The organism is Sulfitobacter sp. LC.270.F.C4 (assembly GCF_032922545.1).
GTDB classification, from domain to species: Bacteria; Pseudomonadota; Alphaproteobacteria; order Rhodobacterales; family Rhodobacteraceae; genus Sulfitobacter; species Sulfitobacter profundi.
The window spans coordinates 177,722-203,689 of record NZ_CP136685.1 but is presented as its reverse complement, the minus strand read 5'-3'; the positions used below and the strand labels follow the sequence as shown (position 1 = coordinate 203,689).

The window sequence follows — 25,968 nt, the reverse complement described above, 5'->3', positions numbered from 1 at the left end:
CATGCCCTTAAGCACCGCTCCACGTGCGCTAGGACGTCTAGCCATCTTTAGGAGCTTGTGATTTCAAACGCAGAAATTCTGCGAAGTTTGCTAACTCGGTGCGATCATTCTCGGACAGCTCACTCACTGTCCGAGCCAAAAAGCCCACATCATCCGCAGCAGGTGCTTCCATCTCTCCAGCAAACCAGCCCATTGGCCTTTCATAAAGAGCAGCCAACTGTTTAATTTCTAGAGCGCCTACCCCTCTCTTACCTGCCTCCATTTCCGAAATGGCTGATCTTCTCACTCCGATGTGCTTCGCAGCCTCTTCTTGAGTTACCCCGATATATTCGCGAGCTTGTTTGAGGCGCTTTCCCAATTCTATCGCTTCCACGTCAGGACCTGCAAAACCCATAGGTGTCCGTGCCATTATACGACCTCTTGCACTGTTGTTTGATTTGCTTCCCAGATTTGCTGGCAGCTTTGGACCACAGAACGAACCCAGCCGTCCACGTCGTCTAGACCGCCTGCTGGCATTACATCATCTGGCAACTCCACGGCGATTTCTTCTTCAACACGCAAAATGACCCTTACCATAACCAGTGAATCAATCTCAGGTTCCCAGGCCTCACGCGGCGTCGGCCGGTCATTATTTGCAGCTGAAATCTCATCTCGGATCGCAGCTTCAAGGTCGCTTGCAGAAAACATAAGAAAACTCCATGTTCGCTTTTTCAGTCAATCATGTATCATATGTCTGTTTTTCAGACAAGTTGTTTTCTTAATGCACAACCATCGAAACGCCTGAAGGATTGCCAATTTCGGTGCATGGAGGTCTTGCCCAGCCATGTTCGAATGAAGTTTTCCTGTTCCCATTGTATGAAATTTCGCTGTGAGATTTGGGAATACCAGGACAGGCCTTCATGTTTCGAATGTCGGCATAATGAGGCATCGAGATGAAATCTTCACTCGCAGCGAAGGTCCGGAATTCACTCGTTTGTTGAGGGTTCTTGCGGTTTGACACACATCGATGACCCCGCACCTAGCACCTAAAAACAACACAATATTTCGCACCGGAAATATGCACCAGGCAATTCAACGTGGCTCCAAGGCTCTGCCGAGTTGTTGCAAATATAATGAACTTCGCCCCGGCTCTAAGTTTGATAAGAGCCAGAGAAAGGGAAGCCCGATTACCGGGCTTGAAAGGATAGAGAGAAGTCTCATCCGGGCCCGTCCAAAAGGACGAAACCCATGGCAAAATCCCAAACCAAAGCGAAGACCAAGAAACCGGCGCTGGCCGAGAAAACGGCTGCTGTCACCATAAACGCGATCGCAATGACACAAGACCTCCGCATGATCCCACTCGATCAGTTGGAGCTCAGTCCGCTCAACGTACGTAAGGTTGCCGCAAGTGCAGCCGATGACGCAGAACTTCTCACCAGTATTCGCGAAAACGGCATCAAACAAAACCTGGTGGTTCATGCGATCTCTGGTGAAAAATTCGCAGTAGATGCTGGTGGTCGTCGCCTCAATGCGCTCAAGCAGTTGGCGAATGATGGTATCATCCCGAACGATCACTCTGTCTCGTGTTTGGTCGAAGACGCGCAAAATGCGACTGTCACCTCTGCGACGGAAAACCTCCAGCGAGCCGCGATGCACCCTGCTGACCAATTTGAGGCGTTTGCCCAGATGATTGCTGAGGGTCGCACAGAAGACGACATTGCACTCAAGTTTGGGGTTAGTGTTGACCTTGTGCGTCGCCGTCTCAAACTGGCCCGCATCGCTCCAGAACTTATCGAGCAATTCCGCGCCGGTGAGCTGACATTGGAATGCGTCATGGCGTTCACGTTGACCGATGATCATGATCGCCAAATGACCGTATGGAACGCGGTGAAGGACAGCTATCATATCCATCCGCAGTCCATCAAACGTCAGCTGACTGAGACGGCACATTCTGCCAGCTCAAGCATCGGGCGCTTTGTCGGCATTGAGGCCTATGAAGCGGCAGGTGGTGTCCTGTTGCGTGACCTCTTTGATGACAATGCCGCAGCACATATGGAGAATCCTGAGCTTCTGGAGCGTCTTGCGGTCGAAAAACTGCAGGCTGAGGCAAAGGTATTTGAAGCTGATTGGAAGTGGGTCGAAGTGCACTTGTCCGTTGATTACGGTGCCTTCCGCAGTTTTGGGCGTGTCTATCCGCAAGACATCGAACCTGATGCTGACCTGATGGCCGAAGAGAATGCTCTGATGGCACGAGAAGAAGAACTGGCGGCGGCCAATGATGGTGCGGATTGGACGGATGCCGAAGCAGACGAATATTATCCCATTGAGCCGCGGCTCCGCGAAATTGAGGCGCTGCAGAAGGCGCGTCAGCCCTACGCGGCTGCGGATCAGGCGATCGCAGGGTGTGTCGTTACGATTGGTCATGACGGTGAACTGCGGGTCGAGAAAGGTTTGGTGCGTCCCGAGGATATTCCCGTCGCTGCGGAGCAAACTGAAGATCCGGTAGATGGTGATGCAAAGATTACTGTTACTCACCCGAACGTCTCCCTTCCGACATCTTCAGCACCCGTTCCAATCTCTGATCCGGCGACAACACTGCGCAAGGCAGACGGTATCTCAGCAAGTCTTGCTGATGATCTACGTGCCTCGCGCCAGCATATTTTGCGCGCACATTTGGCAGCAGATTACGATGTAGCCTTCGACGCGATGCTCTATGCGCTTTGCGAACAGGCGCTTTCTCGGTCTTACGGTACGGAGGCGCTCAACATCTCGGTCAGCCCTTTCCTGGCTCACAATCGTGAGACCTTGCACGCTGATACGGTCGCACAAAAGATGCTTGATGCGCTGGAACAGGATCTTGCGGTCGAGTGGATGACGCTCGAAAAACCAGACGACTTTCGGGCGATGTCAGCACTCCCCCTGCCCCAGAAGCAAGCTTTGTTCTCTTGGGCCGTGGGTCTTGCGATCAAGCCGCAGCTTCTCTCCGATAATCACCCTACCCCGATCATCGAAGAAATTGGTGCGCGTTTGGACGTCGATGTCGCCGCCTGTTGGCGCCCGACAGCTTCGACATACTGGGGTCGCGTTAACAAGGGTCATGCGGTTTCAATGGCCCGTAAACTTGTTGGCGATGATTATGCCGAAGAGCGCAGCAGAGAACGCAAAGGCGATATAGCGGCCGCGATGGAACGTGCATTCGCCGAGAGTGCCGCCGAAACGGAAGGCTTTGATGCGGTCGTCGCCTCCAAAACGGCCCGCTGGCTTCCAGACGGTATGGTATTCAAGGGTGTCGATGATCAGATTGACACGTCCAGTTCGCCAAGGACGTCAGACGTTGATCCAGCGGAAGATGACGGTGAAGTCGCTCCAGATGCCGAAGATACCGCGCCGGATGCTTTACCAGCGTTTTTGAGCGAAACAGCAGCTTAGTCCCGCACTTTCAGACAGCAGTTTCCATCTGGGCCGTCCTTGCAAAAAGGGCGGCCCTTTCCGTCTTGCAGGTGCCGTAAGCTGGAATTGGTTCAGCTCGCCTGCACGGAGACGAACCATGACCGCAGTACTACAAAACAAGCCCTCGACAGAAGCCGCAACGATCGCTGCCCAAAACGACGCATTCCGCAAATCTATCATGTTCTTCAACGATGCTGAAGACACACCCAAAGGCCAGTTTGTGATGACCTCAGGCGTTGCTGCCATGGGCCCAGACGCGCGTTTGGCCGCCACGCGCCAAGTGGCAGCGTTTGAAGCGTTCACGCCCGACAATGACCCCCACGGTTGGCATGAATTTGGCGCAGTTGAGGTCTTTGGCACGACGATCTGGTTCAAGCTGGATTTGTATGACGTCAATTATGAAATGGGGTCAGATGAGCCGACTGACCCGGAACAGACACGCAGGGTTCTGACGTTGCTTCTACCCTCAGAATACTGACGCCCCTCCCCTCTTCCTTGTTCGAATTCTAGGCCGCTCTCTGATTGAGGGCGGCCTTTTCCTACTGGCGGATTTCAACGCTCGAGATTGTCTCGGCAGCCGTCACTGGAGGCCACAACATGGCACAAACACGCGACTACAAGATCACTCTCTATCCGGCGCATCGTGAGGGCGCATTTGTCGTGACCAAGTTCACGATGATGGACAGCTATCCCGAAAAGCAGCTGCAAGCCGCGGGAATGGACGACCTCATCGCTCAGGTCACCCATTTTGCGATGGAGCATGGCGAAGGCTGCCGTGCATCCGTGCGGTGTCTCGCAGCCCGAAAGCCCCCAGGCTTCAAGAAGGCGACCGAGGATCTCTATTTTAACCTCGAGGATCGCACCGCTGAAAAGTTCAGCCGTCCAGCCGCCTGACACCCTCAAACCCGCAAGTAACAGGCGATCCGGATAAGCTGGATCGCCTCCTTTTCCTGCTTTCAGACATTGGAGACACAACATGAATGCACATCCAAAAACGGCTGCGCTTATCGACACCATTCACGCATCTTCCCCCACTTCCGAGACAGCGCATCAACTGATCCTCGCAGCAAACAGCCTTTTGCCGCATTTTGAGGCCGGGCAGCCTATTGATGCGAAGACACTGCGCGCAGCGATGGAGGGCGCTTTTGACGCAAGTGACACAAGCGGTGCATGGGTCTGGAAGGACGCCTACGATGCGGCAGAAATTGCCCAGATCATCATGATCAAGCGCTACGGCGCGTTAATGCAAAAGCAAGCCGCCTCCCCTGCTCAGTTTTTCAGCATGATTGAACGGCTGTCGGCACTGGCGCCCTCACACACGCGACGCTCAGAAGACAGCGTCCGTCTGCAGCAATTCTCAACCCCCCTGCCCCTCGCGGCAGTTGTTGCCCAAGCTGCGGGGTTTCGCCAATCTGACATCGTTCTTGAGCCTTCTGCAGGCACGGGGATGCTTGCTATTTTTGCTCAAGTCACAGGTGCACGGCTTGCGTTGAATGAACTCGCTGAGACCCGTCGCGATGTCTTGCGCGCCATGTTTGTAAATGCACCGGTATCTGGACACGATGCGGCGTCGATCGACGACAGACTTGATCGCGAGATCAAACCCTCGGTGATCGTTATGAACCCGCCCTTCTCTGCCGCCCAACATGTCGACGGCAAGTTCCGCAAAGCAACCAGTCAGCATGTTCTATCAGCTTTGGCACGGCTTGTGCCTGCTGGACGCCTCGTTGTGATCACGGGTGAAAGCTTCGCGCCCAAAACCAAAAGCCATCAGTCGACCTTCAGAAGCATTGGCGAGGTTGCGGATGTCGTCTTTTCGGCTGCCATTGCTGGCAAGGTGTTCGCGCGGCACGGCACGAGCATCGATACGCGGCTGACGGTCATCGACAAACGAAGCATTGGCGAGGATGCGGTAAAGACCGCCGCCGAGGATGCCTATCATCCGCTCTGCGAAACCACTGGCGATCTGTTGGCTTCTGTTTTGGCCCATTGCCCTGAAAGACCCAATGCGGTGCCCCCCTGCCCTACGGGCGCGCGTCAGACCGCTCCAAAACCAACGACACGGCTCAATCTGCATGCACTGCGCGATGCAGCTCGCCAAGAAACCCGTAACATCGCTGCAGAGCGCGCGAAGCATCCCTTTGACAGCGTTAATGCCTGTCCGCTTGTGTATCAGCCAAAGGACTGGACAGACCCCCAAGGCGCTTTGCAGGAGGCAGTCTACGAGGATTACGCGCTGCAGGCCTTCCAGATCGACGGTGCTGCCACCCATCCAACATCACTGGTGCAGTCCGCAGCCATGGCGTCTGTGCCGCCGCCGCTGCCAACCTATCAACCTCTCTTCCCCACTGCCTTGACGCGTGACGGCGTTTTATCGGCGCCTCAGCTTGAGAGCGTCATCTATGCGGGCCATGCCCATGCCTGCCATCTCAAGGGCTGGTTCAAGCCAAGTGAGATCGCAGGACAGCTGGTTGCCGCGGCCGAGACCGATGAAGGGGCCTTTCGTCTGCGCAAGGGTTGGTTCCTCGGGGATGGCACTGGCTGTGGCAAAGGACGGCAAGTCGCAGGTGTCATCGTGGACAATTGGCTGAACGGCCGCAAGCGCGCGGTCTGGGTCTCAAAAAGCGACAAGCTCATCGAGGATGCCAAGCGCGACTGGATGGCCCTAGGTGGAAGGGAGAGCGATATTGTCCCGCTGTCAAAGTTCCGCCAAGGCAGTGATATCCGACTGGCCGAGGGCATCTTGTTTGTCACCTATGCGACGCTGCGTTCCGCAGAGCGTGAAGGCAAGGCCTCTCGTCTTGATCAGGTTATCGCGTGGCTCGGTGACGGCTTTGACGGCGTCATCGCCTTCGATGAAAGCCACGCCATGGCGAATGCCGCTGGTGAGAAATCCGCCCGAGGCGACAAGAAGGCGTCGCAGCAAGGTCTTGCTGGCCTCGCATTGCAGAACGCCGTTCCTGACGCACGCATCCTCTACGTCTCAGCCACTGGCGCGACCGTTGTCGGCAATCTCGCCTATGCCTCCCGTCTTGGCCTCTGGGGCACCGGCGATTTCCCCTTCGTGACCCAAGCCGAATTCGTGTCCTCCATGGAAGCAGGTGGCATTGCGGCGATGGAGATGATTTCACGCGACCTCAAAGCCCTCGGGCTCTATCTGGCGCGATCGCTGTCCTATGCTGGTGTGGAATACGACATGCTTGTTCATGATCTGACTCCAGCACAGATCGCGATCTATGACAGCTATGCGGACGCGTTTCAGATCATTCACAACAATCTTGAAGCAGCACTGGAAGCCTCAGGTATTTCGTCTGAGGGCGGGACATTAAACCCGCAAGCGAAATCCGCAGCGCGATCAGCGTTTGAAAGCAATAAGCAAAGATTTTTCAATCACTTAATTACGGCCATGAAGTGCCCGTCTCTGATCAAAGCCATCGAGGTGGATCTCGCAGCAGGTCATGCCGCTGTCGTGCAAGTCGTCTCAACCAGCGAAGCGCTGATGGAACGCCGTCTCGATGGCATCCCCCCTTCTGAGTGGCATGATCTACAGGTCGACATCACACCAAGGGAATACGTCATGGATTATCTGGCGCATTCTTTCCCGACGCAGCTGTTTGAGCCCTACACCGACGATAATGGGGACTTGCGATCTCGCCCTGCGATCGATGCGGATGGCACGCCGATCATCTGTCGCGAGGCTGAGCAGCGGCGAGATGACCTTATCGAGCATCTTGGCGCATTGGCACCCGTGCAAGGGGCGCTGGATCAGCTCCTCTGGCATTTCAGCGGGGATGTGGTGGCTGAGGTCACGGGACGCAAGCGCCGCATTGTGCGGACGTCTGAGGGGCACCTGAAGGTCGAGAACCGACCCGCTTCCTCCAACCTAGGTGAAACCCAAGCCTTCATGGATGATACCAAGCGCATTCTGGTATTTTCAGACGCAGGCGGCACGGGCCGTTCCTACCACGCGGACCTTGGGGCGAAGAACCAGCGCCTGCGGGTGCACTACTTGCTGGAGCCGGGCTGGAAGGCGGACAACGCTATACAGGGCCTTGGGCGCACCAACAGAACCAATCAAGCGCAGCCACCGCTTTTTCGTCCCGTTGCCACTAACGTTAAAGGCGAGAAACGGTTTCTCTCCACGATCGCGCGTCGTCTCGACACGCTTGGTGCGATTACAAAGGGCCAACGTGAGACCGGCGGGCAGAACATGTTCCGCGCCGAGGACAATCTTGAAAGCCCCTATGCGCGCGCGGCGCTGCGTCAGTTCTTTTACAAGCTGCGCGCAGGTAAGATCGATGCCTGCTCCTACGCGCGGTTTCAGGAGATGACGGGTCTGACACTAGATGACGCAGATGGTTGCATGAAGGAGGTCCTTCCGCCGATCCAGCAATTCCTCAACCGCTGTCTTGCGCTGAAGATCAGCATGCAGGACGCAATCTTTGATGCCTTTGGCGAACTGCTCTCCGCGATCATCGAAGATGCGCGACAGGCGGGTACGCTAGATGTTGGTCTCGAAACGTTGCGCGCCGAACGGTTTATGATTGTCGATCGCAAGGTCATCTACGAGCATGAAACAACTGGGGCGACGGCAACGGCGCTGACGGTAGAGCGAACGGACCGCAACGAGCCGCTGACGCTTTCCAAGGCGAAGTCCATTTGCGCCAGAATGCCAGATGCAAAGCTTTGCTGGAACGCCAACTCAAAGCGTGCGGGCCTAATGACGCATGCGCCTGCTTACATGGACGAAGACGGTGTCCCAATCCGTCGGGTCAAACTGCTACGCCCAATGACCTATGATTTGTTCGAGTTGGGTGAATTCAACACGTCAAATTGGCAGGAAGTGGATGATGCTACGTTCGAACAGCTCTGGCAGGCAGAGGTTGACGCGGTACCGGAGTTCACGACCTCCAAAATCACACTGATCTGCGGCCTTCTCCTACCGATCTGGGATCGTCTGCCTGCCGACAATATGCGGATTTACCGTCTGCAAACCGAGGATGGTGAACGCGCAATCGGCCGTTTGGTCTCGCAGGAGCAACTGATCAACGTCTATGCGCGGCTTGGGCTCGACAATGATATCCAAATGGATCCCGACGACGTTCTGCGCGCCGTGATGGAGACCCGCGCTACGCTGGGCCTTGTGAACGGGTTTCAGCTGCGTCGCTCGCTTGTCATGGGGCAACCCAGATTGGAAGTCATTGGTGCCACGGGCGCGATCCTGTCCGAGTTGAAAACCATGGGCTGCTTTACCGAAGTGATCCAATGGAAGACGCGGGTATTTCTACCCTCAGAAAATACTGATGCATTGACTGCCCTCTTGGCGCGCTTTCCCGTTGGCTCCGCTATCGGTGACGCGGCGCAATGACGGGGCGTGTTTCGGTTGCTGAGATTTCAGCCGACCTTGGCGCGCGCGCGGAGTGTTTTTGCCGCGCCTATTTCCCACAAGGCCATCGCCAAGGTAGTTATTGGCAAGTCGGGAACACATCGGGTGCGTTGGGCCGCAGTCTCGTCATCCGTCTGCACGCACAAGACGGTCGCAAGGCGGGTGGATGGACAGATTACGCCACGGGTGAATTTGGAGACCTCATAGATTTGCTTCACGCCAAGCTGGGGTCGCGGTCTCTGCGAGAGACACTCCATGAAGCAAAACAGTTCCTGGGCAATGCGCCGCTTCCCGTACAGCAGGTAACCAAAAAGGTGTCTCGGGATGCTGGCGCGGCCAACGCCAGGCGCATCGCATCAGCGCGCAGGCTCTTGGCTGCTGGCAGGCCTGTCTTTGGAACTGCGGCAGCGGCTTATCTGCACCGTCGCGGCATCGCGGGCTTCGGGCCCGCCTTGCGCTTTCACCCAAGGGTTTACTTACGAGGCGACGACAGGGCCCCAGATCAACCGTGCCACTCCCCTGCCCTCCTGGCGAAGATCACGGACAATCAGGCCAACATTACGGGATGTGCTCGGACATATTTGGAACCGACGACTGGCAGGATTGCAGATCTGCACAATCCCAAACGGATACTTGGCCAGCTTCATGGCAACGCCGTTCGGTTTTGGTCAGGGTCTAATCCTAGCGATCTGATCGTCGGCGAAGGTCTTGAGAACACGCTGTCAGTTGGCACAGCCCTTTCTGAGTTCAACCTCGCCTCCTGTCTGACGGCAACGCATCTTGGCCTCTTCATTCCTCCTCCATGGATCAAGCGCATCTGGATCGCACGAGACAATGATGTTGCAGGGGCGCGGGCCGCGCAAACTCTTGCATCCAAACTGGGATCATCGGGCATTGAGTGTCGGCACCTCGTCCCAAAGCTTGGTGATTTCAATGAAGATCTGCTGGCATTTGGCAAAGGCGGGCTTCGCAACGTGCTTCTGGCAGCCATGAAGGGATAAGTAATTGAGAATGTGAGGTAAAGCGTAGTCTTTGGGGTGTTTATTGCCAGTGGCAGGCGTTCCATGACGTTCAATCTGATCCCGTTTGGATAAGGGGAGCGATGGGCCAACGGGTCGGAGCTGAGTGCTCCTCGCCCAAACCGCAATGCGCCCCCAACATAAAATTCCCCTGCCCCGCCAAGGACAGAAGGCGGGCCATTCCTCGCGGATCAATTTTCTGCCGGGTGCGCATTCTCCGCTGCGCTGCGATCCAAAGGGATGCGGTCCGGTCGCCGCCGGCCCTGTTATCGCCCCATCCAAATCGGGTCAGATCAAACAGAGGAACAAGACCATGCCCCTTCAAGACAAAACCAACCCCGAAGATCACGGCCTGACATCCGCAATCCTCGATCACCTCACCCTTCATGGTGCAAAGCCGGGACCAGATGAGACCGATCATCGCCCCCTGCCCGAGCCGGGTCAGGTCGAGCTTGCCATGGCGACGCTTTTTGACACCACCATCAGCCTGCTCGACGACAGTCAGTTGGAAGACAATCTCGAAGAAATGCTCTGGTCCCTCACCTCGCTGTTTCATCGCCGCCTGACCCATCTGCAAAGACGCCTTGATGACAATGAATGCGAGGTCCGCGAAAGCATGAGCACGCAGGACGGCTCCGAGGTCGCCTCGGTCGAGCTGGAACGCCTGCAAATGATCGGTCTGAAACTCTGGGACCATCGGGACGCCTTCGAGCAAATGCGCGATCTGGCTTGTGACCATTTCTCTGCCGCGACAGGTTCGCCTTGGATGCCGCGTACCGGATCGAAAGTCTCGCACAGAGGTCTGACATCTGCAGTCGTCGACAGTCGGGCGTTTCTGTCAGCCAAGCGGCGCAAAGAAGCCGAAGTGCATTGCCCTGAAGGCACCCGTATCGCCTTCTCAGGCGGAGACTATCAGGCTTACGATCTCATCTGGTCAGTCCTTGATGCCACGCGCGAAAAATACCCGGACATGGTTCTGCTGCATGGCGGTACACCCAAAGGTGCCGAGATGATCGCAGCTCGGTGGGCAGATGTACGGGGTGTGACGCAGGTGGTGTTCAAGCCCGACTGGAAAAGCCACGGCAAAGCAGCCCCGTTCAAGCGCAACGACAAGATGTTGGAAATCCTGCCTCAGGGATTGATTGCAACGCCAGGGTCAGGGATCACCGAGAATATCGTAGACAAAGCGCGCAAGCTCGGGATCCGCGTGAAGAGGGTTGGGGTGTAAGCCCCGGTTCACGCGCCGCGCAACAAGTCCTGAACGACTGACGGTTTTTTGGCGATGAGTGCTAACAGGACCTGTGCCGGTCCTGTCGGATGCCGACGTCCGTGTTCCCAATTTAGCAAAGTTCCTTTTGCCACACCGATGCTTTTGGCGAATGCGGCCTGTGATAAGCCGGTTTGCTGTCGGACTTCTGCGACATTGACGCTGGTTACAGTAACCTCATGCACCATCGCATCAGTGGCATCACCGTTGGCAAAGGCCAGAGCCTCTCCAAGGCCATTTTTTACGCTCTCAAATGCACTCATGTTCCATCTCCATATCTTGAGATAATCGCTTTGCTCATCTCGACAGCCGCAGCTTGTTCTGTCTTTGACAGATTGGCCTTCTCATTCTTGGCAAAAACCGTAATCAGAAAAATAGGCATCTGAGTTCCACCAAATACATAAATCGTCCTGAATCCACCGCTCTTACCGCTGCCGTCCCGAGGGATACGTACTTTGCGCAGACCACCTCCGAGGGATACACCCGCCTCAGGATTGGCCGCGACAAAGTTTATTGCAGCCTCGCGTTCATGGTCAGACATGATTGCCTTGGCGCGCCTCTGAAATTCTGGAAGCTCAACAACAGTCTGCAATCGTTTCATCATTTCAATACATATATGCTTCAATGACTTATATGTCAACGGCGTATGGTACCCTGCTTGCGCATGCAAGTCCCAAGATGGTTGACCTCGCCACTCTCTTGCCGGTTGTGAAAAATCGTCCTTTTTGCAGTTCGGATTCCGAGCCTTTAATCAGCAGTATTGCGATGCCCTATTTCATCCGTCACCACAAAATCGGAAAGCCACCCGATTCGAAATATGGATGCCGATGCTATTGGTTGGGCTTGGCGAGGCAAACACCACCAGATCTTGCAAAACCAGCCACTAGATGAAATATCTTAAGTATTATCAGATTGTTATGCGCAAAATCTGCCTTTTTTGGGCAATGTTCGGAAAGCTCCAGAAACAAGCAATGCGCAAAAAAATGTTGCCTGGGGATAACTTGCGTGTCATGAGTTCAATTGTCGCTAACCAACGCAAATCACGTTATTTAGCGACGAAACAGAAATGACCCGGTAAGAGGTCGTGAGGGCAACATGAATTCAGACTCTAATAACGCACAAACCAGCACAATCGCCGCATCGATTGCAGCGAATGCCGCCCGCCTGTCGGAAGCGTTAAATCATCATATGCGCAACAGCTTCCAGCCCGATAGTCGAAAAGCGCTGCGCAAGTTTCATCCTGCTGAAGTTTCTGAGCTGACAGGTATCAGCATGTCTAATCTTAGGACACGTCATCAAGAAGGCGATTTCCCTGACGTAGAGACTGATTCCAGAGGTCGCAGGCTATACACTGCACAGGAGATTGATCAAATCCGTCATGTCATGGCAAAAACTGGTCGAAATGGTGAGGCATACCTTCCTGGACGCCGCGAGAACGACGCCCTTCAAGTGATTTCGATTGTCAACTTCAAAGGCGGGTCCAGCAAAACGACCAGTGCGATCCACTTAGCCCAACGCTACGCCTTGCGGGGCTATAGAGTTCTTGCAATCGACATGGATCCGCAAGCCAGCTTGACCACAATGTTCGGATACCGTCCTGAAATCGAGTTCGCCGAGAACGGTACGATCTATGACGCGCTTAAGTATGAAGATCCGCTACCATTGAGCCAGATCATTCGAAAGACCTACTTTCATAATCTTGATCTCGCACCTGCGGGCCTCTTATTATCCGAATACGAGACTGAGACGGCCTATGCACTTCAGCACAAGATTGATCCTCCTTTTACACAACGCCTTGCAATCGCCCTCGACGAAATTGAGGCCGAATATGATTTAGTAATCATAGATTGTCCGCCTCAGCTTGGCTTTACAACGATGACGGCCCTGTTGGCGTCAACTGGCCTTCTGATCACGGTTGTTCCCAGCATGTTGGATGTTGCCTCAATGGCGCAATTCCTTGAAATGGCTGGAGAAACTGTCCAAACTCTAGAAGAGGCCGCAGGGCCAATCGATTGGAATTTCCTAAAGTTCTTAGTCGCTCGATATGAACCGACCGACGTACCCCAATCACAAATGGCGGGCTTCTTACGGTCCATTCTTCTTGATCAGGTGTTAACCACGCCAATGCTCAAATCCACAGCGATCTCCGACGCTGGGATGACGCAGCAAACCATCTATGAGCTGGATCCCTCACAAATCGTAAAGAAGACACTAAACCGCATATTAGAGTCTGTTAACGGCGTTGCGGATGAGTTCGAGAAGACGATCCAGCAAGCTTGGGGAAGGGATACTGACTGATGGCCCGTAGAAACCTATTCCAGCCGCCTCCTCCACCTGATGCGGACAGCACGGCGGCACCGTCTAGCGAGCAAAAAGCGCGTTTTCCAAATACTGGTGCGATGAGCGGCGTGAAGTCTACTTTGAAAGATGTTGCGAGCAACGCGGTGCGGGAAATCTCTGTTGATGTCATCGAAGAGAGCGGCCCCAAGGATCGACTCTCGTTCACCGATTCGGATATCTTAACGCTGGCGGAAAGCATCAAGGCGCACGGCCAGCAAGTCCCGATTATGGTGCGGCCGATCTCGGACAAACCGGGGCACTACAAGATCGTCTATGGCCGCCGCAGATTGCGGGCTTTGCGGTCGCTCGGCATTCCCGCGAAAGCACTTGTCAGGTCTCTTTCTGATGAAGAGGCTATTCTTGCCCAGGGACAAGAAAACACTCAACGCTTGGACCCAAGCTTCATTGAAAAAGCGCTTTTCGCCACCGAACTGGCTACAAGTGGCTACGAGCAAGCAATCATTCTGGATGCCCTCGCTGTGGACAAGCCAATGTTATCGCGCATGACCAAAGTTGCACGGTCTATTCCAAAGTCAGTCATCGAGAAGATCGGCTCCGCGCACGGCATTGGACGCAGACGTTGGGAAGAGCTGGCAGACCAGTCGCGCAGCGATAGCATCGATCTTGAACAGGTCACCGCAACGCTTCAGTTTAATGCAGCCAAAAGCTCCGACGACCGCTTTGGCATGGTCAGTGATGCCATTACTCAAGCGCTAAAATCTAAAGCCCCAGACAAACCAGCTGCCCCCCCTACCCTATCGATCAAACTTAGCGATGGGACGGCTTTGGCAGAAGTAAAAGAGACGGCCCGTGCTTTGACATTCAAGCTGTCGAAGTCTGATGCCCCGGAATTTGCCCAGTGGATGCGTAACAACGCAGAAGCTGAGCTTACGCGCCTCTATGAGGCGTGGCAGTCAGAGCAAAAGCCTGACTGATGTCGACCGAGCAGTAAAACTTAAAAAAGGAGCACGACCAACAACCCAAAAAAGAAAGAGCCCCCCAAGGTTTCCCTAGGAGAGCCCAATCTGTTCTTTGCACTTTCAGATTTACCAGCTTCTCCGCGCCAGTCAATAACAACCGATTCGGTTGCTGAAGATTTGCGGCCTTTTTTCTGATTTTCAGAGATATAGGAGCCTTTCACATCAGGTTGTCGTGAAAAAACATGGCATTTACGAAAGCAACTGCACCCACTGGGCTGCGGACCAATGAACTATTGTCCGCGGACAATTCCCTTCCAGAGCGTCACATCGTCATAGCAACACTCCGCAACGCCGCTCCGCGTCTCGGCCTGAGCGCGTCCGTAATTTCAACATTAGATGCGATGCTTTCGTGCCTCGCACCCAAACGCAATCACCACACTGTGTTTGCATCAAACTCGACGCTCACGTTTCGACGCAATGGCATTTCAGACAGAACGATCAGACGTCATGCTGCAACATTGCAGGAAACTGGGCTACTCGTTCGCCGTGACAGCCCAAACCGGAAGCGCTTCACTAAGCACAACCGCATTGAAGGTAAAGCTCTACGGTTTGGCTTCGACCTTACACCGCTCTTTGACCGACTTCACGAAATTTCAGCTTTGGCAGCAGAAGTCCTGAGGGAACGGGAACAGATCGATTACCTGCGCGCTAAGATACGTACTGCCGCCAATGCAAGCCTCGTCGAAAACCCTGACGACGACAGGGCCCTCAACATATTCCGTATTCTTCGACGCAAGTTATCGCTCCAAGACTGCGAACAAATCCTCGCAAACCTACCAGTTACTGAAGTTGAAGCTGAGGGACCAGACGATCAAACTCCTAATTTGACGACTACTCTGACCGCCAGTAACGGTCAATTTGTCCGGCACCATCATAAGTCAAATAAAGAACATATTGATAAAGAGAGTGTCGCTTTAAAAAAAGAAACTCCTCTTACAAGTTCCGATGCTCCGATCACGATCCCAGAATTGTTATCAGCTTGCCCACAGGCTGCCGAATTTTCACTGAGAAAGATTGAAACAATTCATGATGTCGTAGCTCACGCTCGAACGCTTGCACCGATGATAGGGATCACGACCCAAAACTATGATGCAGCACATGCCCGACTTGGTGCACTAAGAGCTGCAGCCACAGTATGGGCGATTATGCAGTTCCATGACAAAATCAAAGCCGTTGGTGCCTACTTTCGTTCAATTACGACGGGATCGAAGAGTGACAATTTCAGCCCAGAAAGATTGGTAAGGCGTCTTGCTAAGGCTCAGAGTTATGCCGCGTGAACCAAAAATTGTCCGCGGACAATTTTCTCAAAGTGATGTCATTGCCAAAGCCTTTGTCGTCAGGGCAGGGGACAACGACACTTAAAACAGACGGCTGCTCGCGGTAAATTCCGAACGAAGAAACGGCGTCGTTGATAGAAAGAAGGCAGGGGCTCAAAATCAGGCACTTCACAGCTCGAATTATAAAGCTCTATCAGTTTCAGGTGTGTAAGAAGTACCTGGGATAGGACTGCCGACGCTTTTGCAAGATGATCTGTTGCAAGCGGAAAGAGGCACTACGCTCAAACGTGACAGCGTCGAGCTTCTTGCTGATGATCGAGATAGACAGCTCACGTGACCTGACCGCGCGCAGAGAGCGAGTGAATGTGAACTCTACGAAATTCCCAGCAAACCTGTGTTCTAGGCAAACTGTAGATGCACTAATGAACAAATGGTGAGGCATCTAATAGACAAATGGTGGAGCCTCTAATATGCATTCTGTGAAAAGGAAGCGGACCTCTTTTTCGGTTTGGGCTTCATCAGGCGAGGGAGAGACAAAAGGTTCATGACTGATACAGAAGAATATCTGCCTAGGCACCTCATCCCAGAGCTTGAAGATGCACTTGCATCAGCACGTGTGGTCAACCTCATTGGTCCAAGGCAAGTTGGCAAGACAACACTTGTGCGGGACTTGTTTGGCAATGGCCGTTTCATCACATTGGATGACGCAGCTGTCTTGGCGGCCATTGAAGCGGACCCGGAGGGCCAGCTTACCAGCTTAACGGAAAATCTGAATGGCGATCCGCTTATCATTGATGAGGCCCAGCGATCCAAAAAACTAGCTCTCGCGATCAAGAGGGTCGTCGATACCAATCGGCGTAAGGGGCAATTTGTACTTACCGGCTCCTCCAACGTATTCACAACCACTGATGTGGCTGACTCGCTTGCGGGTAGAATGCGAACACTTAAGCTCTGGCCCCTATCCGTCGCTGAAGTCAAAAAGGCACCCGTCAATCGCATCATGGATTGGGCGATTCAAAACGAACCGAAACTAGGGCAGGTGGGTGATCCGGAGCAGGTTAGTCGACGTGACTACATAGATCTCATCCTAGAAGGTGGTTTTCCAGAAGTGAGAGAGCTACCGATAAGATCCCGCCAGCGGCAATATCGGGATTACATCGACGCAGTGGTGGAGCGCGATGTCGCTGATATCATACCGGTTCGAAAACCGGATGCGTTGCGTATCCTGATAGATCAGATGGCGGCGCGCTCCGCGCAGGAAATCAGCACGTCCGAGCTTTCCAAACTGACGAAACTGCAACGGGTTACCGTCGATCAATACCTTGATATTCTGCTACGGCTGTCAATGTTGACCAAGCTGGGTGCCTGGACATCAGGCGAGGGCAAGCGGGAGATCAAGAACCCTAAATACCATTTTGCAGATACGGGCATCGCCTGTGCCCTTCGGCGTTTCACCCAAGATACTTTTACTATCGACAACACACCGCAGGCGCTTGGCGGCCTGCTAGAAAGCTTTGTTCTGAACGAGATCCAGCGTGCCGTCCCAATGCAGGACGCTGACTACCGGCTCTATCACTGGCGCAGTGCAGACCAGCGGGAAATTGACATCCTGATCGACGGTGGCAGCCACTTGGTCTGCGTTGAGATCAAGGCGTCTGCATCAGTCACTGGAGATGATTTTAAACACCTCAAATGGTTTTCAAAAGACGGGCCTGGTCGTAGTAAAAAATGCACGGGGATCGTGTTCTACCTAGGCCAAGAAAAGCTCACCTTTGGCGACAGAAACTTCGCCCTTCCGGTGAGCGCGCTTTGGAGCACGATCAATTATTGATTGTGTTTCAAATGCCCTGATCCCCAGCTTGATCTGTTCGCTTCGTGTCATCGAGATTGCAAATGATCACTGGTCTGCCTCAAAAATAGATGATGCGAAGACGCTTACGCAAAGCAAGGAGGGCAGGGGGCTCAATTTTGATGCCAACAGCTTGAGTGAAGCCTTAGTGGCGATGTGGTGCGTCGACCATACCGTCGGTTTCCAGTTGCAGACACGCCCGCCACAATGGCGTTTTCCAGTAGGTGCGATCTGACAGTCTCCCACCGTCGGATGTTTCTGCCAGAAAACCAATCCAGCTGAGTGGTTGCAGGACATGCGTGAAGATGAACCCGGCGTGGTCATAGTATTCCCGATCAATCACATGCGCACGTTTTTCGAGACCATAGAGTGTCTTGACGAGATGCGTTTCTGTGAGGCCTTGTTCGGCCTCGACGTTGATGATGTTGAGGAAGATGTCCCAGTTTCCGGGTGCCATGAACTCTGATCGGGCATTTCGCGCGTGATTATATTCAAACAGGTACGTTTCAGCTATTTTGGCGAAGAATGCAGCACGCTGGCTGGCAAGTTGTTGCGCCTTTTTTGAAATCTGAAATTTACCCTTTGTATGGCGCCCGAATTTGGCGACAATCATCAAATCATGGACGACCATGGCAAGTGGCACGTCCCATTCGTTCAGTACCTTGTTCAGCCTCATCAATTCATCGGTGTGGTATCGCGGCCAAGGTGAATGATCAGCCATCCAATGAGCAAACTTGCGATTGAAGGCTTTGGTCTGCGTGAGCCCGATCCCACCATGAGCAGTGGCATACTCAAATGCGTTTTCCATCGCCTTCAGAAGGCGGGAGTGATCGAGAACGGGGTCGTCATCAGAAATGTCTTGGTACTTAATCATGTGATTGCCTACCACTTTGTCCGACCCAATGTCGATTTAAGCAAAATTTGAAGGTTACCTACTTCGATGATTGTTGTTCGCTGTAAACGTAGACCGGACTTTCGCCGCGGTCGCAACGAAGGGGAAGGAAGCGGACGAAGCCACCGTTCGTTTTCCGCACTTTGCTGACGCAACCAATGTCACCGAAGTAGCCATTCGACAGCTTGGCTTTGACCTAAACTAAAGCTGGGTATTCACCACAGCTTAATTTGAATTCTCAGGTGCGTACAAAGCACGATTGCGCAGCGGCTGCGACAATTGCGGTTCTGGGACAGCCAGGTGCCTCCATTAGGCTTGATAACGCGGACTTCCGCTTTGGTTCTTCTAAAGAACTATTGGCAGCTTACGAACAGAATATTCGAGTGTAATCCGCCGGTTTCGCTTCGGATCTTCAAGTTCCATTTTGTAAGCATCCGAAGGTCTGACACCGCCGATTGCGCCAAGCGTCCCGCAGAGCATCGCCGAGTTGTCACCCATGCCAGAGCCGCTGATCAGTTTTTGCAACGGCAAGATGTTCGACAGAGCGCCCACTTGATAGCTGACCCAGCTTCCGTCCTCTTTAATTGAACAGCGCAGCATTAAGGTGTCCAAGTCTGCATCGACCTCGCATAATCGCCACACTTCCCTGGCCGCGGGCTTTGAGCAAATCTGCTTTGAGGCCGCGACTGAATATGTCTCCAAAGCGCGATCAGTGTGATCAGATGCTAAGCTGAGCCACAAGGCACCAGCACTTTGTATGATGAGCGGCTCAACCTCTCCCGATGTGTCTGGTCCAAGCACTTCGATCGTGTTTGCATGAACCAGAAGACTGCTGGATACGTGGTAATAGAGGGGCACCTCGCTTGGCGGCGCCACCCCGATCTCAGCAAGCTCGTCGATATGATGCTGCACCGCGTCGGCATTTCGACCCGTCCAACCGGCAACGTAGAGGTGCTCAACGGTCAGGTCTATTTCCGAGCCAGAGTGATAAAACTTCATAAGTTTGCCTTCCCAAATCCACCGCCGCCAGGTGTTTTCATAACAAAGGTGTCACCTGGTTCCAATTCCACCTGGTCGTTTCCGTCCAACAGCTCAAACGCCCCATTTGACCGCTGCACGGCGTTTTCACCGGTGGCACCTGGGGACCCACCATATGTCCCGTGGGGGGCGACAACGCGGTGTGAGCTGAGCGTTGTGACGGTCATTGCCTCATTAAAGGTCAACCGTCGAACGATGCCGTCACCGCCAACAAACTCACCCGCACCGCCAGAGCCTTGTCGAATAGAGAACTCATCAACACGCACGGGGAAGCGGGTTTCAAGCACTTCCGGGTCCGTCATTCGGGTGTTGGTCATGTGGCTATGGACCGCGCTTGTCCCGTCAAAGCCGCGGCCCGCCCCCGTACCGCCGCAAATGGTCTCGTAGTTCTGGAACACGTCATTGCCGTAGACAAAGTTGTTCATCGTGCCCTGAGAGCCCGCAATCACACCAAGTGCACCGTAAAGCGCATCCGCAATGGATTGGCTCACCTCGGTGTTACCAGAGATGACGGCGGCGGGAGCACGCGGATTGATCATCGAGCCTGCAGGGACAATCAGGTCAAGCGGCTTAAGGCAGCCCTCATTCATCGGGATATCGCGGCCAACAAGCGTGCGGAACACGTAAAGGACGACAGCCCGACAGATCGAAAGCGGCGCGTTATAGTTCAGCGGGCTTTGTGGCGAGGTTCCGGTGAAGTCAATCGTGGCACATCTATCAGATTTGTTGACCTTAATCGCGACTTCGATCTTTGCACCGCCATCCATGGGATAACTGAATGAGCAGTCTTTCAAAACATCCAGAACACGCCGGACGCTTTCCTCTGCATTGTCTTGAACATGCCCCATATAGGCATGAACGGCATCAATTCCGAACTGGGTCGTGATCTTTTTCAACTCTGCAACGCCCGTCGCATTCGCTGCGATCTGTGCGGCCAAGTCAGCCATGTTCTGATCGACATTGCGGCAAGGGTACCTGCCAGAGGCAAGCAAAGCCCGCGTCTCGGGGTCCCGCAATTGCCCTTGCGCAACAAGGAGGAAGTTATCGATGACGACGCCTTCTTCCTCGATAATCCGGCTGTCAGGGGGCGCGGACCCGGGTGTCTTGCCGCCAATGTCGGCATGGTGGCCGCGTGAGGCGACAGTGTAGATGATGGTGTTACCAGTGGCATCAAAAACGGGTGTGATCACCGTCACGTCCGGCAGATGCGTTCCGCCGTTAAAGGGATTGTTCATCATGAACACATCGCCGGGCCGGATCTTGCCTGTATTTTCACGCAGCACGGTGCGCACGCTTTCGGACATAGAGCCGAGGTGAACAGGGACATGCGGTGCATTCGCGACCAGATCACCGTTTTGGTCAAAGATCGCGCAGGAAAAATCGTAGCGTTCCTTGATGTTCACAGAATATGCTGTGTTGGCGAGTGTCGCGCCCATCTGTTCTGCGATGGACATGAAAAGGTTGTCGAACACCTCTAGCATGACGGGATCTACGGATGTGCCGATAGCCTCGGCGCGGGCGACCTTTGTGGTACGTTCAAGGATCAGGTTGCCGCCCTCGGCACAGGTGGCGCGCCAGCCGGATTCAATCACATTGGTGCCCGTCGGCTCAGTCAGGATTGCGGGGCCTTCAACGGTTTGACCACGGGCAAGCGTGGTGCGGTCAACAAGCGAGACGTCTTTCCACGTCCCATCGAAACAGACAGATACCGTCGTCTTATCTGGTTCGGTGCCTTGCGTGTCGGGCAGGCTCACCTGTTCGCCTGTCTGACCAACGGCTTCCACCACCAACACATCAATGATCAGATCGCTTGTGTCAGGTGCAAAGCCGAACCGTTGTTGGTGCGCGTCAACAAAAGCGGCTTCCATGTCCGGGGCCGATCCAAAGGGGACTTCGAGGCTTTGTTGCGCACCGCGTGGCCGAATTTGGACCCGTTGCAGGACGTCGATGTCTGAGGGCGCGATGCCCTGATCGCCGACTTCGGCGCGGGCGCTTTCCGCTAACTTTGCTAAGGCCGCGGCGGCATCAAGGTCGTTCAGAGGTTTTTCAAACTGACGCTCTCGCATGGCGCGCACATCGGCAAGACCCATGCCAAAGGCTGACAAAACGCCCGCGAAGGGGTGAATGAAAATACGCTCCATCCCCAAAGCATCGGCAACAAGGCAGGCATGTTGACCACCCGCACCACCAAAACAGTTCATCGTGTATTTTGTGACGTCATAGCCGCGCTGCACGCTGATCTTTTTGATCACGTTCGCCATGTTTTCGACGGCAATGCGCAGGAACCCTTCGGCGATGTCCTCGGGCGTTTTGCCATCACCGATCTGGGCGGCAAGTGCCTCAAACTTCTCGCGAACAGCGTCTCTATCAAGTGGCTCATCCGCATTTGGACCAAACACATGCGGAAAATGATCTGGGTTCAATTTACCCAAAAGCACGTTGCAGTCGGTCACGGTCAGCGGGCCACCACGGCGGTAGGCGGCAGGGCCAGGATTGGCCCCCGCACTTTCCGGACCGACCTGCATACGGCCATCTCGGTAGGACAGGATCGACCCGCCTCCTGCCGCCACAGTATGGATCGACATCATCGGGGCGCGCATCCGCACACCGGCCACTTCGGTTTCAAACGAGCGTTCAAATTCACCCGCGTAATGGCAGACATCCGTTGAGGTGCCGCCCATGTCAAAACCGATAAGCTTTTCATAGCCCAACTCACCAGCAGACCGAACCATGCCGACAACACCCCCCGCGGGGCCGGACAGGATCGCATCCCGTCCGTGAAACAAGCGCGCGTCGGTCAGGCCGCCGTTGGACTGCATGAACATAAGCCGTTCGCAGCCACCTGAATGTGCGCCCAAAGCGTTCGCAACTTGGCTAACATACTGGCGCAGGATGGGGGACAGATAAGCATCGACAACCGCCGTATCCCCACGGCCAACCAACTTTATCAAAGGGCTGACCTCGTGACTGAGCGAGATTTGCGTGAAGCCGGATTGTTTAGCCATGTCGCCCAAGCGTTGTTCATGATCCGGGAAGCGATAACTGTGCATCAACGCAATAGCGACGGATCGATAGCCTTTGCCATAAGCGCGGGAAAGCGCTTCGCGGGCAGCGGTCGTGTCGAGGGCTATGACGATATTGCCGTCTGCGTCGAGACGTTCATCGACCTCCACAACGTCGTCATAAAGCAGCTCTGGCAGCACAATATTGAGATCAAATAGCTTCGGGCGGTTCTGATACCCAATGCGCAGCAGGTCTTTCATGCCCTTGGTGATGAAGAGTACCGTCTTTTCGCCCTTGCGCTCAAGCAGCGCGTTCGTGGCGACGGTTGTGCCCATCTTCACCGCTTCAATAAGGCCGGTCGGCACTGGAGCATCTGCTTTGAGGTCAAGAATTTCGCGAATGCCATGCACCGCCGCGTCGAGGTAAGCTTCGGGGTTCTCAGACAGCAGCTTATGTGTCCGCAGATCACCTTCAGGCGATTTTGCCACGATGTCCGTGAACGTGCCGCCACGATCTACCCAAAATTGCCACATGAGACGGTTCTCCTTTGTTTGCAGCCCTCGGGGCCGCATTTTTTCAGTAAAATTGATGGTCGAAACGCTAGCCGAGCAAACTTGGCAGCCAGAGGGCGATCTCGGGGAAGGCAATAAGCGCAAATGCCATGATCAGCATCACAAGCGCATAGGGAGCAGCGCCCAACATCACCTCGCCGATATTGCCGGATTTGCGCGCGCCTTGGACGACATAAAGGTTGAGGCCCACTGGCGGCGTAATCAGCGCCATTTCGATCAGGACAATCATCAGGATGCCAAACCAGACGGCGTCATACCCCTGCGCCAGCACCATCGGGACAATGATGGGGATCGTAACAACCATCAGCGACAATGTTTCGATGAAAAAGCCCAAGACAATGTACAGCACCACGACAACCAGAATGAACCCGATCGGCCCAAGGCCCAGCCCCTCCATAAAGGAAGTCAACTCGCGACCAAGACCCGCCGAGGAAAGGGTGAAGTTCAGGAAGGACGCGCCGATGATGATCAGCATGATCATGGAGGTGATTTTGATCGTCCCCAGAAGGCTGTCGCGCAGCATTGCCCAGTTCACACCACCAAATGCGGCAGCGATCAGGAAGGCACCTGCAACACCCACCGCAGCGGCTTCTGTCGGGGTGGCCCAACCGCGATAGATAGATCCGATGATAAGCCCGAACAGGATCAGAATCGGTACCAAATCGATCAGCGCGCGCAGCATTTGCGCCAATGGAAAGACGCGCCGCTGCCCGCCAAGATCAGGGCGGATCGTGCAAATGATCGCCGTGACCATCAGGAATGAGAGTGCAAGGATCAGGCCAGGCACCAGACCCGCCAAAAACAGTTGCGGGATAGAGGATTGAGTCAGGAAGCCAAAGACGATCAGGTTGATCGACGGCGGGATCATGATGCCAAGTGTGCCGCCCGCCGCGATTGCGCCCGAGAACAGCTTTGGGTCATACCCGAGCTTTTCCGCTTGCGGCATGGCCACGGTTGCCACTGTCGCTGCAGTCGCCACGGACGACCCCGACGTGGCCGAGAACATCGTGGCTGTCGCCACGTTGGCATGCACAAGTCCGCCGGGCAACCAACTGACCCAACGGTCAAGTGCTGCATAAGTGCGGGTGGCCACGCCTGAACGGACGAGCACTTCGCCGAGGAGGACGAAAAATGGAATGGCGATCAGCGTCGCGGAACTTGAAGACGACCAAACCATGTTCCCCAAAGCGCGGGTGAGCGGAAAATTCGAGAAAAACTGATCAACGCCGAAGCCAAGCAGGAAGAGAACGATACCAACAGGAATAGACACAGCGAGCAAGGCCAGCAGGCCAGCAGAAACATAGGTAATCATGAGAGGCTATCCTGCTCTGAAAATGCGCCGACGAAAGCTTCCGTCTCAGCGCTTTGCCCGCGTACCATCAGACTGATTGCGGCCAGTGTGACCAAACAGGTCATGACCGCGAACCAGACCCACCCCGCAAACCAAGGGATTTGCACCCACGCCAGCGGGGTCGCCATGGGCGTGTTGGCGCGGCTGCCGTTGTCTATGGCGCGTTCCACGACAGGCCAGCACTTGACCGCGATCATGACGACAACGCCAGACATCACAATCATGGAAAACACATCGAAAAGCGCACGGGCCGTCTGCCCCGTTCGGCTGCGAATAAGGTCGATGCGGATATGGCCAAGCTCAAGTAGAGCGTAGGCCATACCCCATGAGCTGACGAGCGCCATTGCATAGCCCGCGAACTCTTCTGATCCGCCAAACGACGCATGGACCTGACGCAAAGCGATATCCGCGACGACAAACGCCGCCATTCCCAGAAGACCCAAACCCACAATCAAGGCGATTGTGCGATTGAGTTTCCGAAGCGTATCTATCAACGCCAGTTCCATGGTATCCGTCCCTTGGTCTTGTTTACGATTATTCGATGGTCACGCCGACGACTTGACCAACAGAGGCGTTCCACCGGTCTGCCCAATCACCACCTGCACGTTCGGCCCAGTCGGGAAGAACTTCGCCGATCAAGATTGCGCGCGCATTCTCAAAATCCGCGTCCGAGATGTCGACAAGTTTCATGCTGCGCGCCTCACCGGAAGGGCAGTCACCGTTGCCGGTCAGACAAGCGATGTCGTTCACCAAAGCATCTTGAGCGCTGGCCCAGGCAGGCTCTTCAAAGCCCGAACTGATTTCGGAACGGATCGTCGCTTGATTCGCCTCGGATAGGCTGTCCCATTTGTCTGCGTTCATCGCCGTGACAACGTGGTCCCAACCACCCAGAGGGATTGGCAAGAGATGCGTGGAGACTTCCCACCAGCCCGCCGAGTAGCCCGAACCAGCACCAGTGACAGCGCAATCAACTGTACCGGTTTGCAAGGCACCGGGAACCTCACCGAATGAGACGCTGACGCCCTCTGCGCCGAGTGCCTCAAGGAACAGGGCTGTCATCCGACCAGAGGCACGGACTTTGAGGCCTTCAAGGTCTGCAAAGCTGTTGATCTCAGCGTTGCAAAAAACGACCTGCGGCGGATAGGGCGCGATGGCCAGAACTTCGGCGTTGAACCGGTCGCGGTAGATGTCGGACACCATCGGGCGGGCGGAATCAACCATTGCGCGGGCTTCATCGGCGGTCAGTGCCAGAAGCGGCACATCAAGACCCTCAAGCTCGGGCGCGTCGCCAACTGCGTAATCTGCCACCGTCATGGCCACATCATAGACGCCCTGACCCAGCAAGGGGTAAATCTCTGACAGGCCAAGGCCCATCGCGTTGTGCGTTGTCAGCTCAACGTTAAAATCTCCGGCTGCGGGCAGTGTTTCTGTCCAGAATGGCGCTTCATATGTGTTGTGCAGCGGCAAGCTGGACCAGCTGCCGACGACGGACAGATCTTCTGCCAGGGCTGGCCCGGCTAGCGCCGTCGTGGCGGCAAGCAATGTAAGTGTACGTTTCATGTCTT

20 protein-coding genes are annotated in these 25,968 nt (G+C 54.7%); 10 read left to right on the top strand and 10 right to left on the bottom strand.

The annotated features are described in order from the left end of the window. Positions 1-37: 37 nt before the first annotated feature. Both R1T45_RS01020 and R1T45_RS01015 read right to left on the bottom strand, forming a co-directional pair. Positions 38-409 (bottom strand): XRE family transcriptional regulator, encoded by a 372-nt coding sequence (locus R1T45_RS01020; protein ID WP_317388848.1) that lies wholly within the window; start codon positions 407-409, stop codon positions 38-40. Beyond that, positions 409-687 (bottom strand): hypothetical protein, encoded by a 279-nt coding sequence (locus R1T45_RS01015; protein WP_317388847.1) that lies wholly within the window; start codon positions 685-687, stop codon positions 409-411. The genes R1T45_RS01020 and R1T45_RS01015 overlap by 1 nt, the downstream gene beginning before the upstream one ends. Positions 688-1,227: 540 nt before the next feature. On the opposite strand from R1T45_RS01015, the gene R1T45_RS01010 reads away from it, so the two are divergent. From R1T45_RS01010 to R1T45_RS00985, 6 genes are all read left to right on the top strand, one after another. Further along, complete coding sequence (locus R1T45_RS01010; RefSeq protein WP_317388846.1) at positions 1,228-3,408, top strand: ParB/RepB/Spo0J family partition protein; 2,181 nt, start codon at positions 1,228-1,230, stop codon at positions 3,406-3,408. A gap of 118 nt (positions 3,409-3,526) precedes the next feature. After that, positions 3,527-3,907 (top strand): DUF3768 domain-containing protein, encoded by a 381-nt coding sequence (locus R1T45_RS01005; protein ID WP_317388845.1) that lies wholly within the window; start codon positions 3,527-3,529, stop codon positions 3,905-3,907. A 119-nt stretch (positions 3,908-4,026) separates the two neighbouring features. After that, a complete protein-coding gene (locus R1T45_RS01000; protein ID WP_317388844.1) occupies positions 4,027-4,323 on the top strand; it encodes a hypothetical protein in 297 nt (98 codons plus the stop codon). Between the two features lie 82 nt (positions 4,324-4,405). Next, the gene (locus R1T45_RS00995) at positions 4,406-8,797 is read left to right on the top strand and encodes a strawberry notch-like NTP hydrolase domain-containing protein (RefSeq protein WP_317388843.1); all 4,392 of its coding nucleotides are present in this window, start codon (positions 4,406-4,408) and stop codon (positions 8,795-8,797) included. After that, positions 8,794-9,816, top strand: coding sequence for a toprim domain-containing protein (locus tag R1T45_RS00990; protein WP_317388842.1), 1,023 nt, complete (start codon positions 8,794-8,796; stop codon positions 9,814-9,816). The genes R1T45_RS00995 and R1T45_RS00990 overlap by 4 nt, the downstream gene beginning before the upstream one ends. Positions 9,817-10,147: 331 nt before the next feature. After that, on the top strand, positions 10,148-11,062 hold the full coding sequence (locus R1T45_RS00985; RefSeq protein ID WP_317388841.1) for a DUF2493 domain-containing protein: 915 nt from the start codon (positions 10,148-10,150) through the stop codon (positions 11,060-11,062). An 8-nt stretch (positions 11,063-11,070) separates the two neighbouring features. On the opposite strand, the gene R1T45_RS00980 is transcribed toward R1T45_RS00985, so the two are convergent. Beyond that, positions 11,071-11,364, bottom strand: coding sequence for a helix-turn-helix domain-containing protein (locus R1T45_RS00980; RefSeq protein ID WP_317388840.1), 294 nt, complete (start codon positions 11,362-11,364; stop codon positions 11,071-11,073). Continuing rightward, the gene (locus R1T45_RS00975; protein WP_317388945.1) at positions 11,361-11,702 is read right to left on the bottom strand and encodes a type II toxin-antitoxin system RelE/ParE family toxin; all 342 of its coding nucleotides are present in this window, start codon (positions 11,700-11,702) and stop codon (positions 11,361-11,363) included. Before R1T45_RS00975 ends, R1T45_RS00980 begins: the two co-directional genes overlap by 4 nt. 494 nt (positions 11,703-12,196) lie before the next feature. Between R1T45_RS00975 and repA the strand changes: the two genes are divergently transcribed. The 4 genes from repA to R1T45_RS00955 all read left to right on the top strand — a co-directional run bounded on the left by repA (position 12,197) and on the right by R1T45_RS00955 (position 17,529). Beyond that, entirely contained in the window at positions 12,197-13,399 is a 1,203-nt protein-coding gene (gene repA / locus R1T45_RS00970; RefSeq protein WP_317388839.1) for a plasmid partitioning protein RepA, read from the top strand. Then, positions 13,399-14,376, top strand: coding sequence for a plasmid partitioning protein RepB (repB, locus tag R1T45_RS00965; RefSeq protein WP_317388838.1), 978 nt, complete (start codon positions 13,399-13,401; stop codon positions 14,374-14,376). The genes repA and repB overlap by 1 nt, the downstream gene beginning before the upstream one ends. Before the next feature lie 227 nt (positions 14,377-14,603). Then, positions 14,604-15,698, top strand: a complete 1,095-nt coding sequence (gene repC, locus R1T45_RS00960) for a plasmid replication protein RepC (RefSeq protein WP_317388837.1) — start codon at positions 14,604-14,606, stop codon at positions 15,696-15,698. Positions 15,699-16,242: 544 nt separating this feature from the next. After that, positions 16,243-17,529 (top strand): ATP-binding protein, encoded by a 1,287-nt coding sequence (locus tag R1T45_RS00955; RefSeq protein WP_317388836.1) that lies wholly within the window; start codon positions 16,243-16,245, stop codon positions 17,527-17,529. 163 nt (positions 17,530-17,692) lie between these two features. On the opposite strand, the gene R1T45_RS00950 is transcribed toward R1T45_RS00955, so the two are convergent. The 6 genes from R1T45_RS00950 to R1T45_RS00925 form a co-directional block, all read right to left on the bottom strand. Then, positions 17,693-18,421, bottom strand: a complete 729-nt coding sequence (locus R1T45_RS00950; RefSeq protein ID WP_317388835.1) for a hypothetical protein — start codon at positions 18,419-18,421, stop codon at positions 17,693-17,695. A gap of 363 nt (positions 18,422-18,784) precedes the next feature. Next, positions 18,785-19,438 (bottom strand): DUF2848 domain-containing protein, encoded by a 654-nt coding sequence (locus R1T45_RS00945; RefSeq protein ID WP_317388834.1) that lies wholly within the window; start codon positions 19,436-19,438, stop codon positions 18,785-18,787. Then, the gene (locus tag R1T45_RS00940; RefSeq protein ID WP_317388833.1) at positions 19,435-23,013 is read right to left on the bottom strand and encodes a hydantoinase B/oxoprolinase family protein; all 3,579 of its coding nucleotides are present in this window, start codon (positions 23,011-23,013) and stop codon (positions 19,435-19,437) included. Before R1T45_RS00940 ends, R1T45_RS00945 begins: the two co-directional genes overlap by 4 nt. 67 nt (positions 23,014-23,080) lie before the next feature. Further along, positions 23,081-24,364 carry a TRAP transporter large permease gene (locus R1T45_RS00935; protein ID WP_317388832.1) on the bottom strand — a complete coding sequence of 428 codons (1,284 nt, stop codon included), beginning with the start codon at positions 24,362-24,364 and terminating at the stop codon, positions 23,081-23,083. Continuing rightward, positions 24,361-24,909 carry a TRAP transporter small permease gene (locus R1T45_RS00930; protein ID WP_317388831.1) on the bottom strand — a complete coding sequence of 183 codons (549 nt, stop codon included), beginning with the start codon at positions 24,907-24,909 and terminating at the stop codon, positions 24,361-24,363. The genes R1T45_RS00935 and R1T45_RS00930 overlap by 4 nt, the downstream gene beginning before the upstream one ends. A 28-nt stretch (positions 24,910-24,937) precedes the next feature. After that, complete coding sequence (locus R1T45_RS00925) at positions 24,938-25,963, bottom strand: TRAP transporter substrate-binding protein (RefSeq protein ID WP_317388830.1); 1,026 nt, start codon at positions 25,961-25,963, stop codon at positions 24,938-24,940. Positions 25,964-25,968 lie beyond the last annotated feature (5 nt).

Bases quoted from the DNA above. Each gene is read 5' to 3' on its own strand.
- R1T45_RS01020 (WP_317388848.1), bottom strand. From the start codon at position 409: ATGGCACGGACACCTATGGGTTTTGCAGGTCCTGACGTGGAAGCGATA.
- R1T45_RS01015 (WP_317388847.1), bottom strand. From the start codon at position 687: ATGTTTTCTGCAAGCGACCTTGAAGCTGCGATCCGAGATGAGATTTCA.
- R1T45_RS01010 (WP_317388846.1), top strand. From the start codon at position 1,228: ATGGCAAAATCCCAAACCAAAGCGAAGACCAAGAAACCGGCGCTGGCC.
- R1T45_RS01005 (WP_317388845.1), top strand. From the start codon at position 3,527: ATGACCGCAGTACTACAAAACAAGCCCTCGACAGAAGCCGCAACGATC.
- R1T45_RS01000 (WP_317388844.1), top strand. From the start codon at position 4,027: ATGGCACAAACACGCGACTACAAGATCACTCTCTATCCGGCGCATCGT.
- R1T45_RS00995 (WP_317388843.1), top strand. From the start codon at position 4,406: ATGAATGCACATCCAAAAACGGCTGCGCTTATCGACACCATTCACGCA.
- R1T45_RS00990 (WP_317388842.1), top strand. From the start codon at position 8,794: ATGACGGGGCGTGTTTCGGTTGCTGAGATTTCAGCCGACCTTGGCGCG.
- R1T45_RS00985 (WP_317388841.1), top strand. From the start codon at position 10,148: ATGCCCCTTCAAGACAAAACCAACCCCGAAGATCACGGCCTGACATCC.
- R1T45_RS00980 (WP_317388840.1), bottom strand. From the start codon at position 11,364: ATGAGTGCATTTGAGAGCGTAAAAAATGGCCTTGGAGAGGCTCTGGCC.
- R1T45_RS00975 (WP_317388945.1), bottom strand. From the start codon at position 11,702: ATGAAACGATTGCAGACTGTTGTTGAGCTTCCAGAATTTCAGAGGCGC.
- repA (WP_317388839.1), top strand. From the start codon at position 12,197: ATGAATTCAGACTCTAATAACGCACAAACCAGCACAATCGCCGCATCG.
- repB (WP_317388838.1), top strand. From the start codon at position 13,399: ATGGCCCGTAGAAACCTATTCCAGCCGCCTCCTCCACCTGATGCGGAC.
- repC (WP_317388837.1), top strand. From the start codon at position 14,604: ATGGCATTTACGAAAGCAACTGCACCCACTGGGCTGCGGACCAATGAA.
- R1T45_RS00955 (WP_317388836.1), top strand. From the start codon at position 16,243: ATGACTGATACAGAAGAATATCTGCCTAGGCACCTCATCCCAGAGCTT.
- R1T45_RS00950 (WP_317388835.1), bottom strand. From the start codon at position 18,421: ATGATTAAGTACCAAGACATTTCTGATGACGACCCCGTTCTCGATCAC.
- R1T45_RS00945 (WP_317388834.1), bottom strand. From the start codon at position 19,438: ATGAAGTTTTATCACTCTGGCTCGGAAATAGACCTGACCGTTGAGCAC.
- R1T45_RS00940 (WP_317388833.1), bottom strand. From the start codon at position 23,013: ATGTGGCAATTTTGGGTAGATCGTGGCGGCACGTTCACGGACATCGTG.
- R1T45_RS00935 (WP_317388832.1), bottom strand. From the start codon at position 24,364: ATGATTACCTATGTTTCTGCTGGCCTGCTGGCCTTGCTCGCTGTGTCT.
- R1T45_RS00930 (WP_317388831.1), bottom strand. From the start codon at position 24,909: ATGGAACTGGCGTTGATAGATACGCTTCGGAAACTCAATCGCACAATC.
- R1T45_RS00925 (WP_317388830.1), bottom strand. From the start codon at position 25,963: ATGAAACGTACACTTACATTGCTTGCCGCCACGACGGCGCTAGCCGGG.